General features: G+C 57.4%; 17 protein-coding genes. 11 read left to right on the top strand and 6 right to left on the bottom strand.

Annotation, left to right across the window (positions count from 1 at the left end; translation table 11 throughout):
* The first annotated feature begins 87 nt into the window (after window positions 1-87).
* The 6 genes from LC334_RS17750 (at window position 88) to LC334_RS17775 (ending at window position 4,933) form a co-directional block, all read left to right on the top strand.
* The gene (locus LC334_RS17750) at window positions 88-1,323 is read left to right on the top strand and encodes an acyl-CoA dehydrogenase family protein (RefSeq protein WP_085801701.1); all 1,236 of its coding nucleotides are present in this window, start codon (window positions 88-90) and stop codon (window positions 1,321-1,323) included.
* 176 nt (window positions 1,324-1,499) lie between these two features.
* Window positions 1,500-2,132: an ATP-dependent Clp protease proteolytic subunit gene (locus LC334_RS17755; protein ID WP_085801700.1), complete on the top strand. Its 633-nt coding sequence runs from the start codon at window positions 1,500-1,502 to the stop codon at window positions 2,130-2,132.
* A gap of 142 nt (window positions 2,133-2,274) precedes the next feature.
* On the top strand, window positions 2,275-3,540 hold the full coding sequence (gene clpX / locus LC334_RS17760) for an ATP-dependent Clp protease ATP-binding subunit ClpX (protein WP_085801699.1): 1,266 nt from the start codon (window positions 2,275-2,277) through the stop codon (window positions 3,538-3,540).
* 180 nt (window positions 3,541-3,720) lie between these two features.
* Window positions 3,721-4,104 carry an NADH:ubiquinone oxidoreductase subunit NDUFA12 gene (locus LC334_RS17765; RefSeq protein ID WP_085801698.1) on the top strand — a complete coding sequence of 128 codons (384 nt, stop codon included), beginning with the start codon at window positions 3,721-3,723 and terminating at the stop codon, window positions 4,102-4,104.
* 8 nt (window positions 4,105-4,112) lie between these two features.
* A complete protein-coding gene (gene mlaD / locus LC334_RS17770) occupies window positions 4,113-4,574 on the top strand; it encodes an outer membrane lipid asymmetry maintenance protein MlaD (RefSeq protein WP_085801697.1) in 462 nt (153 codons plus the stop codon).
* Window positions 4,571-4,933, top strand: coding sequence for a DUF2155 domain-containing protein (locus LC334_RS17775; protein ID WP_085801696.1), 363 nt, complete (start codon window positions 4,571-4,573; stop codon window positions 4,931-4,933). Before mlaD ends, LC334_RS17775 begins: the two co-directional genes overlap by 4 nt.
* On the opposite strand, the gene aat is transcribed toward LC334_RS17775, so the two are convergent.
* The 6 genes from aat to LC334_RS17805 all read right to left on the bottom strand — a co-directional run bounded on the left by aat (window position 4,897) and on the right by LC334_RS17805 (window position 10,762).
* Window positions 4,897-5,547 (bottom strand): leucyl/phenylalanyl-tRNA--protein transferase, encoded by a 651-nt coding sequence (gene aat, locus LC334_RS17780; protein ID WP_085801695.1) that lies wholly within the window; start codon window positions 5,545-5,547, stop codon window positions 4,897-4,899. The two genes, LC334_RS17775 and aat, sit on opposite strands and share 37 nt — an antisense overlap.
* A gap of 18 nt (window positions 5,548-5,565) precedes the next feature.
* Window positions 5,566-6,915: an acetyl-CoA carboxylase biotin carboxylase subunit gene (accC, locus tag LC334_RS17785; RefSeq protein ID WP_085801694.1), complete on the bottom strand. Its 1,350-nt coding sequence runs from the start codon at window positions 6,913-6,915 to the stop codon at window positions 5,566-5,568.
* Window positions 6,916-6,925: 10 nt separating this feature from the next.
* Entirely contained in the window at window positions 6,926-7,414 is a 489-nt protein-coding gene (gene accB, locus LC334_RS17790; RefSeq protein WP_085801693.1) for an acetyl-CoA carboxylase biotin carboxyl carrier protein, read from the bottom strand.
* 200 nt (window positions 7,415-7,614) lie between these two features.
* Complete coding sequence (locus LC334_RS17795) at window positions 7,615-8,529, bottom strand: DMT family transporter (RefSeq protein ID WP_085801692.1); 915 nt, start codon at window positions 8,527-8,529, stop codon at window positions 7,615-7,617.
* Window positions 8,526-9,554: a DMT family transporter gene (locus LC334_RS17800; protein WP_085801729.1), complete on the bottom strand. Its 1,029-nt coding sequence runs from the start codon at window positions 9,552-9,554 to the stop codon at window positions 8,526-8,528. Before LC334_RS17800 ends, LC334_RS17795 begins: the two co-directional genes overlap by 4 nt.
* A 182-nt stretch (window positions 9,555-9,736) precedes the next feature.
* Entirely contained in the window at window positions 9,737-10,762 is a 1,026-nt protein-coding gene (locus LC334_RS17805; RefSeq protein ID WP_085801691.1) for a LacI family DNA-binding transcriptional regulator, read from the bottom strand.
* 109 nt (window positions 10,763-10,871) lie between these two features.
* Here LC334_RS17805 and LC334_RS17810 point away from each other — a divergent pair, with 109 nt between their 5' ends.
* From LC334_RS17810 to LC334_RS17830, 5 genes are read left to right on the top strand one after another with little or no spacing between them, the layout of a single operon-like run.
* Window positions 10,872-12,380, top strand: a complete 1,509-nt coding sequence (locus LC334_RS17810; protein ID WP_085801690.1) for a tripartite tricarboxylate transporter permease — start codon at window positions 10,872-10,874, stop codon at window positions 12,378-12,380.
* Entirely contained in the window at window positions 12,377-12,832 is a 456-nt protein-coding gene (locus LC334_RS17815; protein ID WP_085801689.1) for a tripartite tricarboxylate transporter TctB family protein, read from the top strand. Before LC334_RS17810 ends, LC334_RS17815 begins: the two co-directional genes overlap by 4 nt.
* Window positions 12,833-12,871: 39 nt before the next feature.
* Complete coding sequence (locus LC334_RS17820) at window positions 12,872-13,834, top strand: Bug family tripartite tricarboxylate transporter substrate binding protein (RefSeq protein ID WP_085801688.1); 963 nt, start codon at window positions 12,872-12,874, stop codon at window positions 13,832-13,834.
* Entirely contained in the window at window positions 13,809-15,311 is a 1,503-nt protein-coding gene (sauS, locus tag LC334_RS17825; protein WP_263286553.1) for an acylating sulfoacetaldehyde dehydrogenase, read from the top strand. The genes LC334_RS17820 and sauS overlap by 26 nt, the downstream gene beginning before the upstream one ends.
* Window positions 15,308-16,801 carry an AMP-binding protein gene (locus LC334_RS17830; RefSeq protein WP_085801686.1) on the top strand — a complete coding sequence of 498 codons (1,494 nt, stop codon included), beginning with the start codon at window positions 15,308-15,310 and terminating at the stop codon, window positions 16,799-16,801. Before sauS ends, LC334_RS17830 begins: the two co-directional genes overlap by 4 nt.
* Window position 16,802 lies beyond the last annotated feature (1 nt).

Raw genomic sequence — 16,802 nt, forward strand, 5'->3', positions numbered from 1 at the left:
CAATTTTGCTAAATTTCAACCTAAAGTTATGCGTCTGGCACTGGAATTCCGCATCAAGAGTGATCTGATGGGTTTGGGGAAATACAGATGGATATGAACTTCGCGATTCGGCCTGAAATCAAAGAGTTGCTGGTGCGCGTGTCCGATATGGTTCGGAACGAAATTATGCCGCTGGAGGTCGAGTATCACGCGGAAATTCCCAAGGGCAACCGATGGCAATTCACCGCACGTCAGGCGGCAATACTGGAAGGTTTGAAAGCGACGGCGCGCGAGCGTGGTCTGTGGAACTTCTGGCTGACCGATAGTGCGCGCGGAGTTGGCCTGAGTACGGTTGAATACGCCTATTTTGCCGAGGAAATGGGTCGCACGCCGATGGGCGCAGAGGTGTTCAACTGCAATGCGCCTGATACGGGCAATATGGAGGTTTTCGAGCGTTATGGCACCGCGACAATGCGGCAAAACTGGCTGGAACCGCTTCTGAACGGAGATATACGCAGCGCCTATTTGATGACCGAACCCGACGTTGCGAGCTCAGATGCAACCAACATCGCGATGTCTTGTGTGCGTGATGGCGATGAATATGTTTTGAACGGCGAGAAATGGTGGGCGACCGGCGCAGGCGATCCACGCTGTGCGGTCTACATCGTGATGGTGCGTACCGGTGATGAAGATCAACCCAAGCATCAACGCCATTCTATGGTCGTCGTCCCCGCAACGGCACCGGGTATCGAAAAACTGAGGCCGATGCAGGTCTATGGCGCTGATGACGCTCCCCACGGGCATATGCATATTCGCTTTGTCGATGTCAGGGTACCTGCGGAAAACCTGTTGTTGGGTGAGGGTCGTGGTTTTGAAATTGCACAGGGCCGGTTGGGGCCTGGCCGTATCCATCACTGCATGCGGGCGATTGGTCAGGCAGAGGTCGCGCTTGAACTGATGTGCCGCCGATCTGTGGAACGCGAGGCGTTTGGACGCAAAATTGCTCAGCTTGGCGCTAATTTCGACATTATCGCGAATGCCCGCATGAAGATCGAGCAGGCCCGGCTTTTGTGCCTGAAGGCCGCGTGGATGATGGATCGGGGCGATGCCCGCGCCGCCGCCCCGTGGATTAGTCAGATCAAGGTCGTGGCGCCGCAGGTGGCGTTAGAGGTGATCGACCAGGCAATTCAGATGTTTGGTGCGCAGGGTATAAGTCAGGATGTGCCTCTGGCAGCGATGTGGACCCATGTGCGTACACTCAGATTAGCCGATGGGCCTGATGCTGTGCATCGACGTCAGGTGGCCCGTGCGGAATTGCGAAAATACACTCAGCAAAAGCTCTGATTGGGTTCTTGGACACGTCGTGAAACGCAGCGCGAAACCCCGCTTTCACAAAAAAGTAATTATTTAGTTGATAGACCAAAACGGGATACGCCCCTTGCAGCCCTTTGGGCGCAACACTAAGACTCCTTTAGGACATGATCATTTAAGATCGCGGCGACAACAGCAGGCAGGCAGACATGAAAGACCCATTTGAGACTTATATGAACACCCTCGTGCCGATGGTGGTTGAACAGACCAGCCGTGGTGAGCGTGCCTACGACATCTTTTCTCGTCTGTTGAAGGAGAGAATTATTTTTCTTTCGGGGCCGGTGCATGACGGTATGTCCAGCCTCATCGTGGCGCAGCTTCTCCACCTTGAGGCGGAAAACCCGTCCAAGGAAATCTCGATGTATATCAACAGCCCCGGAGGCGTCGTGACCAGCGGCTTATCGATTTATGACACGATGCAATACATCAAGCCAAAGGTCAGCACGCTGGTGATCGGGCAGGCGGCTAGCATGGGATCGCTCTTGCTGACAGCCGGTGAAAAGGGGATGCGGTTCTCGCTGCCCAACAGTCGCGTGATGGTGCATCAGCCGTCGGGCGGGTATCAGGGGCAGGCGACGGATATCATGATTCACGCCGAAGAAACGCTGAAGCTGAAGAAACGGCTGAACGAGATTTACGTCAAACATACTGGCCAGACGCTGAAAAAAGTTGAAGAAGCGCTGGAGCGGGATAACTTCATGTCACCCGAAGATGCCAAGGCCTGGGGTCTGATAGATGAAATCGTCGAAAACCGTGTCAAAACATCGGACGACGAGGAATAGATCATGGTCCCGGCGTCAATGCCGGGTTCCGACATTTTGAGATTGTGGAGGCTTTGTTGCTGTCCTAGACTGGCAATCAAAGGTGAATAAACCGGCCGAAGATCAGGCCTGAAACTGCGGCTCGCGCCCCGAAAGGTACTTCATGGCGAATAGTTCTGGCAGCGACAGCAAGAACACCCTCTATTGCAGCTTTTGCGGCAAAAGCCAGCACGAGGTGCGTAAGCTGATTGCAGGCCCGACCGTGTTTATCTGTGACGAATGTGTCGAGCTTTGCATGGACATCATTCGTGAAGAGACGAAGAGTGCGGGCCTGAAATCAAGCGAAGGTGTTCCGACGCCGCGCGAAATCTGCGAGGTGCTTGACGATTACGTGATCGGTCAGGCGACGGCAAAACGCGTCTTGAGCGTCGCGGTGCATAATCACTACAAGCGGCTGAATCACTCAGGTAAGGCGGGTGAGGTCGAGCTGCAGAAATCCAATATACTGCTGATTGGACCTACCGGATGCGGTAAGACATTGCTAGCGCAGACGCTTGCGCGGATTCTTGATGTGCCGTTCACCATGGCGGATGCCACTACCCTGACCGAAGCGGGATATGTGGGCGAGGATGTGGAAAATATCATCCTTAAACTGCTACAGTCCAGCGAGTATAATGTTGAAAGGGCGCAGCGCGGTATCGTCTATATCGATGAGGTCGACAAGATCACCCGCAAATCCGAGAACCCGTCGATCACGCGGGATGTGTCGGGCGAGGGCGTGCAGCAGGCCTTGCTGAAACTGATGGAAGGCACGGTTGCGGCGGTGCCACCACAGGGCGGACGCAAGCATCCGCAGCAGGAATTCCTGCAGGTCGATACCACCAATATCCTCTTCATCTGTGGTGGGGCTTTTGCTGGCCTGGACAAGATCATCGCGCAGCGCGGTAAGGGCAGTGCGATGGGCTTTGGTGCCGATGTCCGTGATGAGGATGATCGCGGCGTGGGCGAGGTTTTCAAGGATCTGGAGCCAGAAGATCTGCTGAAATTCGGCCTGATCCCGGAATTTGTTGGTCGTCTGCCGGTGATCGCTACGCTTGAAGATCTGGACGAGGATGCGCTGGTTACCATTCTGACGCAGCCGAAGAACGCGCTGGTCAAACAGTATCAGCGGCTTTTCGAGCTGGAAGATGCACAGCTTAGCTTTACCGAAGACGCGTTGAGCGCAATTGCGAAACGCGCGATCAAGCGTAAGACCGGTGCTCGTGGCTTACGCTCGATCCTCGAAGATATTCTGTTGGACACGATGTTTGAACTGCCGGGTATGGAAAACGTCGCCGAAGTTGTCGTGAATGAAGAGGCGGTGAATGCAGATGCGAATCCGTTGATGATCTACTCCGACACAAAAAAGGAAGAAGCGAGCGCAGGCTGAAACCGATCAGGCGTGTAGCCGGTGAACACTGGTGTTCAAACTGCGGTGCGCTGACCTGGTTATCCGAAGCAGATGAAACCTCGTCTTAGGACAGGTGGTTTTCCCCTCGGCGGCGCCTGTTCTACTGGACCTTTCTTTCCAATTAAGCCATATCAGGGGATAAGACCGGCGGAGGACCCGATGGGTATTGTAAATACACTTCTACGCGCTGTGACCTGGTGGAATAACCAGACCCTTAACACTCAGCTTTACACTTGGCGCAAGGGTGTGAAAGTGGGCGAGGATGATCAGGGCAACATTTTCTATCGTACAAGTGACGACAAGCGCCGATGGGTGATATTCAACGGTGAATGTGAGGCAAGTCGCGTGAGTCCTGACTGGCATGGTTGGTTGCACCACACGTACAAAGAACCGCCATCGGAAAAGCCGCTTGCCCATAAAGCTTGGGAAAAAGACCACGAGGAAAACCAGACCGGGACAGCCCTGGCCTACGCACCGGCAGGATCGATTCGGCGCGGCGTTCCGGCGAAGCGCCAGGATTATGAAGCCTGGACCCCTGAATAGGCGGATCAATGTCTGAAAATACAACTGACGTGATTGTGGGCGGGGCCGTCCTGGCGGTTGCCGTGGGATTCTTGCTCTATGCCGGTCAGGCGACTGGTCTGTCGGGCGGCGGGTCGGAATACGAGCTGACCGCAAGCTTTCGCAGTGCGGACGGTATCAATGTCGGAACCGACGTGCGTATGGCAGGTGTCAAGATCGGCCGCGTCACCGACATCACGCTTGATCCTGGGACCTACCGCGCATCAACGGTTTTCAGTGTTTTGCAGGGTATTGAAATTCCCGATGACAGTGCTGTCGCTATCTCGTCCGAGGGATTGTTGGGCGGCAATTACGTTGAGCTGCTGCCGGGCGGGTCACCGTTTTACCTGGAACCCGGCACCGAGATTGAATTTACCCAAGGGTCAATCAGCCTCGTTTCCCTGCTTATGAAATTCGTCGCAGGTGACGACAAAGAGGACCAGGCCGAATGAAGCCGTGGGGGCTGGCGGCATTGGTTCTTGCGGGGATGAGTGGCGCGGCGACTTCTCAGGAGTTGGTGGCCAAAGGGTCCGGGGCCGTCTTGCGGGGGCTGGACAAGATCGACGGCGATATCGTTGATATGACGCTGGCCAACGGTGAAGCCGCCAAAATTGGCAGGCTGAGTGTTGAGTTGCGTGAGTGCCGCTATCCGCAAGGTACCGCTGCGGACGCCTATGCTTTTCTGACCATCCGAGACGTGTCCAATCAGGATATCATGTTTGACGGATGGATGATTGCGTCGTCGCCCGCACTGAACGCCTTGGAGCACCCGCGCTACGATGTCTGGGTGTTGAGCTGCAAATCTGAATGAAGATCCCCGCAAATCGGTTGGCTGTGAATATCGGCGGGCTGTTTCAAAGCGTCTTCCAACAGCGAATGATAGGCTGCGCGAGGAATCTCTTTTGCCCCCAGTGACGCCAGATGAGGCGTGATGAACTGGGTGTCGAAAAGTGTGAAACCGCAGCGCCTGAGAAGATCCACCAGATGGGCCAGTGCGAGTTTTGAGGCATCCGTGCGGCGTGAGAACATACTTTCGCCAAAGAACGCCCCGTTGATCGCGACACCATAAACACCACCGGTCAGTTCGCCGTCGTGACGTATTTCGAGTGAATGGGCATGTCCCATTTGGTGAAGCTCCGAATAGAGGCAGCGGATTTCTGCGTTGATCCAGGTTTCATCACGGTCGGCGCAGGCATCCACAACACCGACGAAGTCGCGGTCCAGATCGACTGCGTAATCTGCCTTTCGGACACGGCGCTTGAGGGATCGGGACAGATGAAAACCGCCCAGTGGCAAGATGCCGCGCCGTCGCGGATCGACCCAGTAAATCTCGGGGTCATCGCGGTTTTCTGCCATCGGGAAGATGCCCATCGTGTAGGCGCGCAGTAACGCTTCCGGTGTCAGGCGGAAATCCGGTTCGCTCATGTCATCGTCACGACACGGCTAGTCTTGGAGATTGTCTTCCAGCCATTTTTCCAGCCAGTGAATGTTGTATTCGCCGCGGCGGATGTCGGGTTCCTGTAGCAGGGCGTGAAAAAGCGGCACCGTGGTATCGACACCATCGATGATCAATTCACCCAAAGCACGGTTCAGACGGGTCAAGGCGCTCTCGCGGTCGCGCCCGTGGACGATTAGCTTGCCGATCAAGCTGTCATAATAAGGTGGTATGGAATAGCCGTCATAGAGGGCCGAATCCATCCGCACACCCAGACCGCCGGGCGCGTGGAAATGAGTGATCTTGCCGGGGCGCGGCGCAAATTCGGGCAATTTCTCGGCATTGATCCGCACCTCGATCGCATGACCGTTGATCCGCAGATCGTCCTGGGTAAAGGACATCGGCAATCCTTCGGCAACCCGGATCTGTTCGCGCACCAGATCGACGCCAAAGATCGCTTCGGTCACTGGATGTTCGACCTGCAGGCGCGTATTCATCTCGATGAAATAAAACTCGCCGTTTTCGTAGAGAAACTCGATCGTGCCAGCGCCGGTATAGTTGATGCGCGCCACCGCATCGGCACAGGTTTTGCCGATCTCGGCACGTTCTTCGGCTGAAATCGCGGGGCCCGGAGCCTCCTCGAACACTTTTTGGTGGCGTCGTTGCAGTGAGCAATCGCGCTCACCCAGATGTACCGCCTTGCCTTTGCCGTCGCCAAAGACCTGAATTTCAATGTGGCGCGGTGTGGTCAGATATTTTTCGATATAGACTTCATCGTTGCCGAAAGCCGCCTTGCTTTCTGACCGGGCGGTCATGAAGGCATGCTCCATTTCGCCTTCGTTCTTGGCGACTTTCATGCCGCGGCCGCCACCGCCAGCGGTGGCTTTGACGATCACCGGATAGCCGATTTCCTGACCCAGCTTCTTGGCTTCGGCCAGTGTCGGCACACCACCATCCGAGCCTGGAACGCAGGGAACGCCGAGGTTTTTCATCGTATCCTTGGCGGTGATCTTGTCACCCATGACGCGGATATGTTCAGCGGTGGGGCCGATGAAGGTCAGGTCATGATCTTCGACGATCTGGACGAAATTGGCGTTTTCGCTCAGAAATCCGTAACCGGGGTGAATGGCCTGTGCGCCGGTCACCTCACAGGCGGCAATTATCGAGGGGATCGACAAGTAGCTTTCACTGCTGGAGGGGGGGCCGATACAGACGGATTCGTCCGCCATCCGTACATGCATCGCGTCGCTATCGGCGGTCGAATGAACAGCGACCGAACCGATGCCCATTTCGCGGGCGGCCCGGATAACACGCAGCGCGATCTCACCGCGGTTGGCCACTAGGATCTTGTCGAACATGGGTACGCCCTTATTCGATGATCATCAGCGGCGATCCATATTCGACCGTCGCCCCGTCATCCACCAGAATGCGTTTTACCGTGCCGCCACGCGGGGCCGGGATATGGTTCATGGTTTTCATCGCTTCGATGATCAACAATGTGTCGCCTTCGTTGACTTGCTGGCCTGCGGCTACAAAGGACGGTGCGCCGGGTTCGGCCTGCATGTAAACCGTTCCAACCATCGGCGATTTAACCGCGCCGGGGTGATCTGCCGGATCATCTGCTGCTTTCTCGGCTGGCGCGGCGGCGGTCGGCGCCGGTGCAGCGGCCGGGGCGGCAACAGCAACCGGGGCAGGGGCTGCGGCGGCGACCTCCTGACGGCGGCTGACGCGGACGTTCAGACTATCTGCATCGCCATATTCGCGCTTGACCTGTAATTCGGTCAGATCGTTGTCAGTGAGCATCTCCGCCAGCGCTTTGATAAAGGCGACGTCATCATCGTGGTTTTTTTTCGACATCTGAGTCCTCGGCCAGTTGTGGCGATCCGATAGGAAGAGGTCGCCACGTTATTTTCGCCGTTTATAAGCCAAGCGCGGGTGTGATAAAAGCGGACAATTGCATCTGAAAGCCGGGTTTTCAGACGAACTAAGCCGACAAGTGATCGGAAATCTTTTCCCGGCCCCGTTGTCAGATCAGTATCCGAGCGCGATTTCGTGGATCAGACAAGGGTTACCGGTGGTTTTCGGCGTGCGCCGAGAAGGGCATTACCACCGATTGCCACCAGCAATATGCCCCCTCCGATCAGCGTATAGAGTGTCGCTGTTTCCCCCAGCAGCAACCAGACCCACAAGGGTGCCAGCACCACCTCGGCCAGCGACAGCAATGTCAACTCTGCCGCTGACACTGTTTTCGAGCCGATCGTGTAGAGGACCAGCCCGGCGCCAACCTGAAAAATCCCCATGATGCCCGAGATCCCTGCGTCACGCGGCGATAGAATCAAGGGGAGGTCCAGCGAAAGGCAGATAATGGCCATGATCGGGATGGCAAAAAGCCCGGACAGGAAAACCGAGGGCAGCATCTCGCCGGATTTACCCCATCTGAGGGCGATGGTGAAGACCGCGAACCCGAGGGCCGAACCAAGCGCGGCGAGATTGCCAGCCATGGCGCCGCCACTGGACTTGTCCCAGACCATCACGCCGATCCCCAGACAGGCAAGCAGGATGGCCAGCCAGGTATGCGCGCGCACCGCCTCACGTAGGATCACGAGGCCAAGCACTGCGGCCATGAACGGCGCACTGGCGAAAAGAAGCATGGCGTTGGCCACGGATGTCGACTGAATGGCATAGATGCCGCCTGCATAAGCCGCGACCAGTGAAAGCCCTCCGATCACCCCGGGCCAGCCAGCGTGGCGCGCGCGCTCGAACGGGTTTTGACCGGTTCGCAGCCGGATGACAACAAAGAGCAGAAAGGACAGTCCGACCGATCGATAGAGAAGAATTTGCCAGACCAGCGCATCTTCGATCAGTCGAATACCAAGGCCGACCGTAGACCACAGGACGCCCGCGATGAACACCAGCATGATGCCGCCCGAGTTGCGCTCTGGTGCCTGTGTCAGCGGATCAGCGATGCTCATAGGGGCGAGTCTTCTTCGGTATTTTGCGGGGATAGCGGGCTGCCGGGCGCGAAAACGGTTTCCGCGACAACCGGCTGGTCATCACTGTGACGTGTGGCCCTGAGTTCGCGGTACCCCAGGTAAAGTCCGCTGGCGATGATCAGGCCCATGCCGATCACCGTGGCGGTGGGGGGCACTTCGTTCCAGAGCACGTAGGCCAGAACCACAGCCATGGGCAGGTAGCTATAGTCAAACGGCGCGATAAAGCTGGCATTGGCCACCTGATAAGCGCGCGACAGGAACAGATATCCCGCCATGCCTACACTTCCCAGCAACGCCAGACGCGGAATATCGGTCATTGCTTCTGCGGGGAACGCCCATCGCAGGTGCTGAAATTCCGGCCCGATATCGACGATTTGGTTCAGCGACCAACCCATGATCATGATCAACGGGGCCGCAGGTGCTAGGGTGTAGAGCCCCATCGTCAGCGTGGAATCCCGGTCGCCGATGTAGCGCGCCAGAATTTGACCCAGTGCATAGGTAAGGGCGCAGGCCAGTGGCAGTATCGCAATCCAGCTAAACGCGTCGCCGGTCGGGTTCATGGCGATGATGACGCCTATGAACCCGATAACCAGCGCGCCAATCCGATGCGGTCCAATCGTTTCCTTCAGCAACAGCGAGGCCAGCAAAGCCGTGATCAGCGGCGCCGAGAAGAATATCGTCGTCACCTCCGCCAGACCCATGAAAGGAAAGGCGGCATAAAAGAGCGAGAAACCCAGGGCGAAAAGCCCCGCCCGCAAGAAATGCAGGGGCCAGAGCGGTGTGAGAAGGCGATGGGGTGCGCCGAGCATGATAATCAGGGGCGTCAGGACAATGATCGCCACCAACGACCGGATACAGATGAGCAACCACACCGGATAAGTCATCAGCAGCGATTTCATCATGGCGTCCTGAACCACGAAAAATAGCATGCCGATTTCGATGCAGACTAGCCCGTGCATCGTGCGTGACGGTGCGGCTGGCGTATCCGGGGCGTAGGTGGACATCGTCATAATTCCGGTCTGTTGGAAGGCGGGCGCGACAAAAGCGGCCAACCCCGTCAGCCTGTCTTGAATTCTGAAACCGGTCTCGCTTATTTGCGACAACATTGGTTTCGACAGTTCGGGAAGATGGCTTTCCCGTGTATAGTGCATTGAAAATATGAAGTTATTTCAAGATTTAGCCGCAATCATGTCCGGGCGGCGGTGGTGCCCCGTACGACACAGGAAAGGTCGCATTTGAAACGAAGGATTTCAGTGTCGCCGGTGGTGATCATGCGGGCAAAATTCTCTCCGGCGATGGTTCCGATGTCCTGGGCCGGGATGCTGATGGTTGTCAGACCGGGTTCCAGATCCTCCGACCCCTTAAAGTCACCGATCCCGATAACCGAAAGATCTTCCGGTACCTTGATGCCGGTCTTTTGCGCGGCATAAAGCGCGCCCCGGGCGATAACATCGTTTCCGCACAGCAACGCGGTAGGCCTTGGGTGTTTTTCAAGCACCATTGTCGTTGCACGCTTGGCCTGTGCGATCGAATAAGGTGCTTCGGAATGCCATGACGCGGGCACTGTGACCCCAGCTGTATCCAGCGCGTCAATCGCGCCTTCAAGCCGCTGGCGTGCGCGGTCATTGCCAGTGGTTTGCGGAAATATCAGGCCAATCTCGCGGTGCCCAAATGACAGCAGATGTTGAGCAGCCATCCTGCCGGCCTCGCGATTATCGGCGCCCACGCAGGCCATGGTAGAGTTTGGGTCATGGTTCCAGATCGCAATTGCCGGGATGGCCTGCTGTTCGATCAGGTTAAAACTGGCATCGGTATGTTCAAGCCCGATGAGTGCTATCCCGTCCACACGATGTTCCAGCAATTTGCGCATCATCTCGTATTCGCGATCCAGATCATACCCGTGCGAGGCGATAAGCAGAGTGAACCCCGCAGCGTCGATGGCGTCGGAGAACGCCTGGATCACCTCGGAAAAGATTGTGTGATTTATGGTTGGCACGATCAGCCCGATCGTTCCGCTGCGACGGCCGTGCATGGTTTGCGCCGCGCGGTTGCGGATGTAGCCCAGCTTCTTGACCGCGCGATCAATTTTCTTCCGAGTCGCGGGATTGACCATTTCGGGGTGATTGAAGCTGCGCGAGACCGTAGATGGTGAAACACGAGCTGCTCTGGCAACATCTATAATATCTGATTTTTGTCTTTTTATATCAGTCATTTATCTATCATTTTTAGATCATTTATGAAAACATTTGCAATACTATTTTCATAGCTTACCCTGATCTGTCAATCGCTCATATGGCTGCGAGTGACGGGAGGGAACCCACGTGGAATTCATCTATTACTTCGGTGACGTCTTCACGCCGGTCAATTTCCTTTTGTTGCTGGTGGGAACGATCGGTGGGCTCATTCTGGGGGCGACGCCGGGACTGTCCCCGACGATGGCCGTTGCATTGCTGATCCCGTTCACGTTCCATCTTGAGGCCGTGTCGGGGCTGATCCTGCTGGGTGCGGCTTATACTTCGACCGTGGCGGGCGGGGCGGTCAGTGCCATCCTGCTGAAAATCCCCGGGGCACCCGCAAACATCGCCACCACGCTTGACGGGCACACGATGGCCAAGAAGGGCGAAGGCGCGCGCGCGCTTCAACTTTCCTTTCTTGCGTCTGCGGTGGGCGGCATCTTTGGCGTCTTGCTGCTGATTTTCCTGACACCGCTGCTGGCGAAATGGGCACTTGCCTTTGGGCCGTCGCACCTGTTCTGGCTGGCCATTCTGGGGGTCACGATCATTGGCTCGCTAGACAGCGCCTCGGTGGTCAAAGGGTTGTTGTCGGGCTGTATCGGGCTCTGGCTCGCGACCATCGGGTTTGATGACATCATGGGCGCGCAGCGGTTCATCTTCCATTCATCGCTGGGCGGCGGCATCAACATCATCGCGGCCCTGATCGGGCTTTTCGCGATCCCGCAGGTGCTGACGATGTTCGCCAAGGGGCGTCGTAACGACAATATCGAAGTGATCGAGGTTAAAAAACACGCGATCGGGGACGCGGTGCGAGAACTGTTCAGCCGCAAGCGGGCCTTGGCAATCGGTACTGCGGTGGGGTCTTTCATTGGCCTGATCCCCGGCGTCGGGGGGCAGATCGCCGGGTTGGTGGCCTATGACCAGACCAAGAAATTCAGCCCCGAGCGGGAAGAATTCGGCACCGGGCATTCCGAGGGTGTGATTGCGGCGGAAAGCGCCAATAACGCCATGGTGGGCCCTAGCCTCGTGCCGCTGCTGACCCTGTCGATCCCCGGCTCGCCCACGGCGGCGGTATTGCTGGGTGGCTTGCTGATCCACGGGATATTCCCGGGAACTGACCTTTTCGATAATCACCCCGAGGTTGCCTGGACCTTTATCAATTCGATGCTGATCGGGCAGGTGCTGATGTGCCTCTTCGGTCTTTATATCGCAGGGCTTGCCGCACGGGTGGCGCAGGTGCCGCAATCGGTCATGGCGGCTGTCGTGCTGGGCCTGTCGGTCTTCGGGGCCTATTCGGTGCAAAGCTCGATGGGTGACGTATATGTCATGGCCGCGCTAGGGGTGATGATGTTCTTTCTCGAACGTTTCGGATTTTCAGCCGCACCGCTGGTGCTGGGTCTGATCCTCGGCCCGATTGCAGAGGCGAATTTCATCCAGGGCAGCATGATCGCCAATGCCACTGATGGCTTGGGCAGCTACTTCTTCTCTGGCGGCCTGAATCTTATCCTGATCGCCGTGGTCATCGCCTCGATCATCTATTCGGTGATGATGGAGTTGCGACAGAACCGGGCACAGACCGTCGGGGTCGAGGCATGAACCGTGCCCAGCATATCATCCCGTCAGGCATCGTCTTTTTCGTGGGCGTCTGGATTGCCTGGGTCAGCTTCACCCAGCAACCATCCGAGGCTTTTTTGTTCCCGCGCCTGATTTCTGCGTCCTTCGTGGCGCTGTCCGGATGGACATTTCTCAAGGCTCTGCTGGGATGGTCGAAAATCGGCAGTGGCATTTCACGCCAGATGGCTGTTAATCTTGCGCCCGGCCTTGTGGTGGCGCTGCTCTATGTGTTCTGGCTGGCAAAAGCGCTTGGCTTTTACACCGCAACGGCGCTGGCCTTCTTCGTGTTGCTGTCGCTTTACGACCCGGCCCCGCATGACAATCTCAAGACGTGGAGCAAGCGGGGGATCATCACGGCCTGTTTCATCGCCGTGATGTACGGCGTCTTTGGCCTGTTGCTGAAGGTCTACACACCTCGTGAAATACTCTTCTAATCAATCAACAAATTCAGAGTTCCAAGGGAGGAAACGACAATGAAGAAATTACTGGCAGGGGCCGCGATGACCTTGATGGCCCTGACGGGCGGTGCTGCGCAGTCGCAGGATTATCCGGATCGACCGATCATGATGATGGTCAGCTACGGCGCGGGTGGTGCGACGGATTTTCAGGCCCGTATCGTGACCATGACCGCAGGGAACGAAGACGCGTTGGGCATGCCGATCGCGATCATCAACAAACCGGGCGCCGGGGGCCGCGTCGGGTGGAACTGGTTCGCAACGCAGGCCGATGCGGATGGATACACGCTTGCCGCCTATAATATTCCGCATTTCATTGCCCAGTCGATCGAGGGCGGTGTCGAATACGGTGCCGACAGTTTCGAGCCCATTGCGAACTGGGGTGCTGATCCGGCCGTTTTTGTCGTTGCTGCGGACAGCGAGATGAATTCGATGGACGATGTGCTCGCATATGCCAAGGAAAACCCGGGAAAGCTGACGTTTTCCGGTGCAGGATTGTTTGTCGGGCACCATATCGCCGCGCTTCAGCTTGAAAAGGCTGCGGGTGTCAAGCTGGCTTACATTCCCACCAAGGGCGGTGGTACGGCAGCGATGAAGGCGGTTATCGCCGGTGATGTCATTGCGGGTGTCAACAACCTGTCGGATGCATTCCGGGCACGCGAAGCGGGCAATGTCAAAATCCTGGGGGTCTTCGATCTGGAGCGGAACGAGTTCCTGTCAGATGTGCCTACCATGAAGGAACAGGGCCTTGATATCGACAACGCCAGCGTGAATTTCCGCGGCGTGATGGTACCCAAGGGCACACCGCAGGAAGTGATCGACAAGCTTGCCGCCACGGTACCCGAGATGTTTGCCAATGATCGGGTGGCCAAGAAAATGAAGGCGGGCGGTTCGCCGATGCACATCATGACCCGCGAAGAAGTACAGGCGATGTGGCAGGCACGTCAGGCAACGCTTGAAGAGTTGCTGGCCGGCCTCTGAAACGGTTGCAGAAACTAAACGGGAAAGGGCAACTTGTGCCCTTTCCCCAACCAGACAGGAAATTTTCATGAACGCGCAGGACGATCTTGCAATAGTCGATCAGGTCATGGCCCGCGCCCGCGCGGCGCAGAAGGTCTTTGAAACCGGAGCAACGCAGGAACGCTATGACAGGGCGGCGGCGGCGGCCGGCTGGGCAATTATGGAACCAGATCGTAACCGGAGCCTTGCGGAGCTTGCGGTGAAAACCACCGGTCTGGGCAATGTGCCCGACAAGATCATCAAGAATCATCGCAAGACACTGGGCCTGATGCGCGACATTGCTGGGGCCAGAACCTGCGGTGTGATTGACGACAACCCCGATACCGGCATCACGAAAATCGCTCGCCCTGTCGGAGTCGTCGGTGCCGTCGTGCCGTCCACCAACCCGGCGGCAACGCCAGCGAACAATATCATCAACGCTCTGAAATGCGGCAATGCGATCGTTTTGTCGCCCTCACCCAAGGGCATCCCCAGCTGCGAGTTGCTGCTGAGTTACATTTATACTGAATTCGACAAGCTCGGGCTGGATCATGATCTGGCGCAGATGATCCCGGCGCCCGGGTCCAAGGCGAAAACGCAACGGATGCTCGAAGCGGCCGATTTGCTTGTCGTCACCGGCAGTCAGGACAATGTGCGCCGCGCCTACAGCAGCGGCACACCCGCCGTCGCGGTGGGGGCGGGCAATGTCACCGTGATCGTGGACGAAACCGCCGATCCAAAGGCCGCAGCCGCCAAGATCGCCGCTTCGAAATGTTTTGATAACGCCACATCCTGTTCCTCCGAAAACGAGATTGTCGTTGTGGATGCGGTCTATGACGATTTCGTCGCCGCGTTGGCAAAAGAGGGTGGCGCGCTGGTGCCCGCGACCGAGGCAGACGGGATCATCTCAAAGCTCTGGCCAGACGGGCATCTCAATCGTGCGGTGATCGCGCAGGACGCCGCGCCGATGCTCGCAGCATTGGGGATGTCGGACAAGGTTCCTCCGGACACGCGATTTCTGGCGGTGGAAACCGACGGCATCGGGCCGGAACATCCGCTTTCGGGCGAAAAGCTCAGCCGTGTAGCGGCGCTTTATCGGGCCCGGGATTTTGATGATGCGCAGTCGATCGCCGCCCGCATTCTGGGTCATATGGGTGCCGGACATTCCATCGGGCTGCACAGTATTGATGACAGTCGGGCAATGGCCCTGGGCGCCGCCATTCCAACCTGCCGCGTCATCGTTAACCAGGCCCATTGTTTTGCCACGGGCGGCGCCTTCAACAACGGGATGCCGTTTTCGCTCAGCATGGGATGCGGCACCTGGGGTGGCAATTCAATCGACGATAATCTGAACTGGCGTCATTTCATGCAGACCACCAAGGTGATCCGTGAAATCCCCCCTAATGAACCGAAGGTCGAAGATATTTTTGCCGCCTATTGGGGCGTCGCCGGGAAATGACGCTTTCTGAATGCACACCTCCAGCCGGAACACTCCGTGACTGGATCGATAAACGCGCAGATGGGGATGGCACGGCCTTTGTCTTCCCGGAGGGAGAAGACAGCCTGGGCTGGGCTGAGCTGCGCGATACTGCTGCCCGCATCGCTGCGGCTCTGACGGCACGAGGGATCGCCCATGGCGAAAGCGTGGCGATCATGATGCCCAACGGGCGGGTGGCAGTTCAATGCCTGTTCGGGGTGCTTTATGGCGGGTTCCGGGCAACGATGATCAATCTTGTCGCCGGGCAGGAGGCGATTGCATATGCCCTGGCCCATTCGGAATGCCGGTTTGCCTTTGTTGATGAAGACCAGATGGCGTTGTTTCAGGAGGCGTCAGGGGTGGGTATCACACGCTTGAACCCCGACGATAGTGCGACGGCGCAGTTGCATGATGTGGCGCCGGGCGACCATGCGTTGCTGATGTACACCTCCGGCACAACAGGGCGGCCAAAAGGGGTGGTACACACGCAATCCAGCCTGCTGGCGGGGGGGTGGACGACGGCGATCGCCCATGCGCTGTCACCAGCGGATCGCGGTTTTTGCGTGCTGCCGATCTGCCATATCAACGGGCTTTGCGTCACTGTGATGGGCGCGCTTGTATCCGGCGGCTCGCTTGCCATGTGTCCGAAATTCTCGACCAGCCGGTTCTGGAAGAACGCGGAGCAGGCGGGGGCCACGTGGTTTTCCGTTGTTCCGACGATCATCTCTCACCTGCTGCATTCCAGCATTGACCCCGATCCAGGCACCAAGGCGCGGTTGCGCTTCGGGCGGTCCGCGTCTTCGGCGCTGTCACCTGATGTTCAGACGGCCTTTGAAATCCGCTTTGGCGTGCCGATCATCGAAACGATGGGCCTGACGGAAACCGCTGCTCAGATATTGTCGAACCCTTTGCCGCCCGGTACGCGCAAGATTGGCTCACCAGGGATAGCATTCGGCAACAAGGTCAGCATCCTGTCGCCGGATTTTGCCCCGGTGCCAGCGGGACAGGAAGGCGAGGTTGCCGTGCAAGGCCCCAATGTCATGCTGGAATACCTGAAAAACCCCGAAGCGACGCGGCAAACGTTTACGCCTGACGGCTGGCTGCGAACGGGTGATCTGGGCCGTATGGACGAAGACGGGTATCTGTTCATCACCGGCCGTCTGAAAGAGCTGATCATAAAAGGTGGAGAAAACATTGCCCCGCGCGAGATTGACGAGGCACTCTACTCGCATCCGGATGTGATCGAAGCGGCGGCCTTTGCCTGTCCCTGCGACAGTTACGGCGAAAGGATAGAGGCGGCGGTGAAGGTCAACGACAGCTCAACCCTGTCCGAGGCCGAACTACTGGCGATCTGCGTTCAGAAGCTTGGGCAATTCAAAAGCCCCGATCAGATACATTTCATGGAAGAACTTCCCAAAGGCCCGTCGGGTAAAATTCAGCGTCGGCTTTTGTCGGAAATGGCCCGGGTCTGAA

Origin of the sequence: Roseovarius aestuarii (assembly GCF_019966515.1) — a bacterium.
GTDB lineage: Bacteria > Pseudomonadota > Alphaproteobacteria > Rhodobacterales > Rhodobacteraceae > Roseovarius > Roseovarius aestuarii.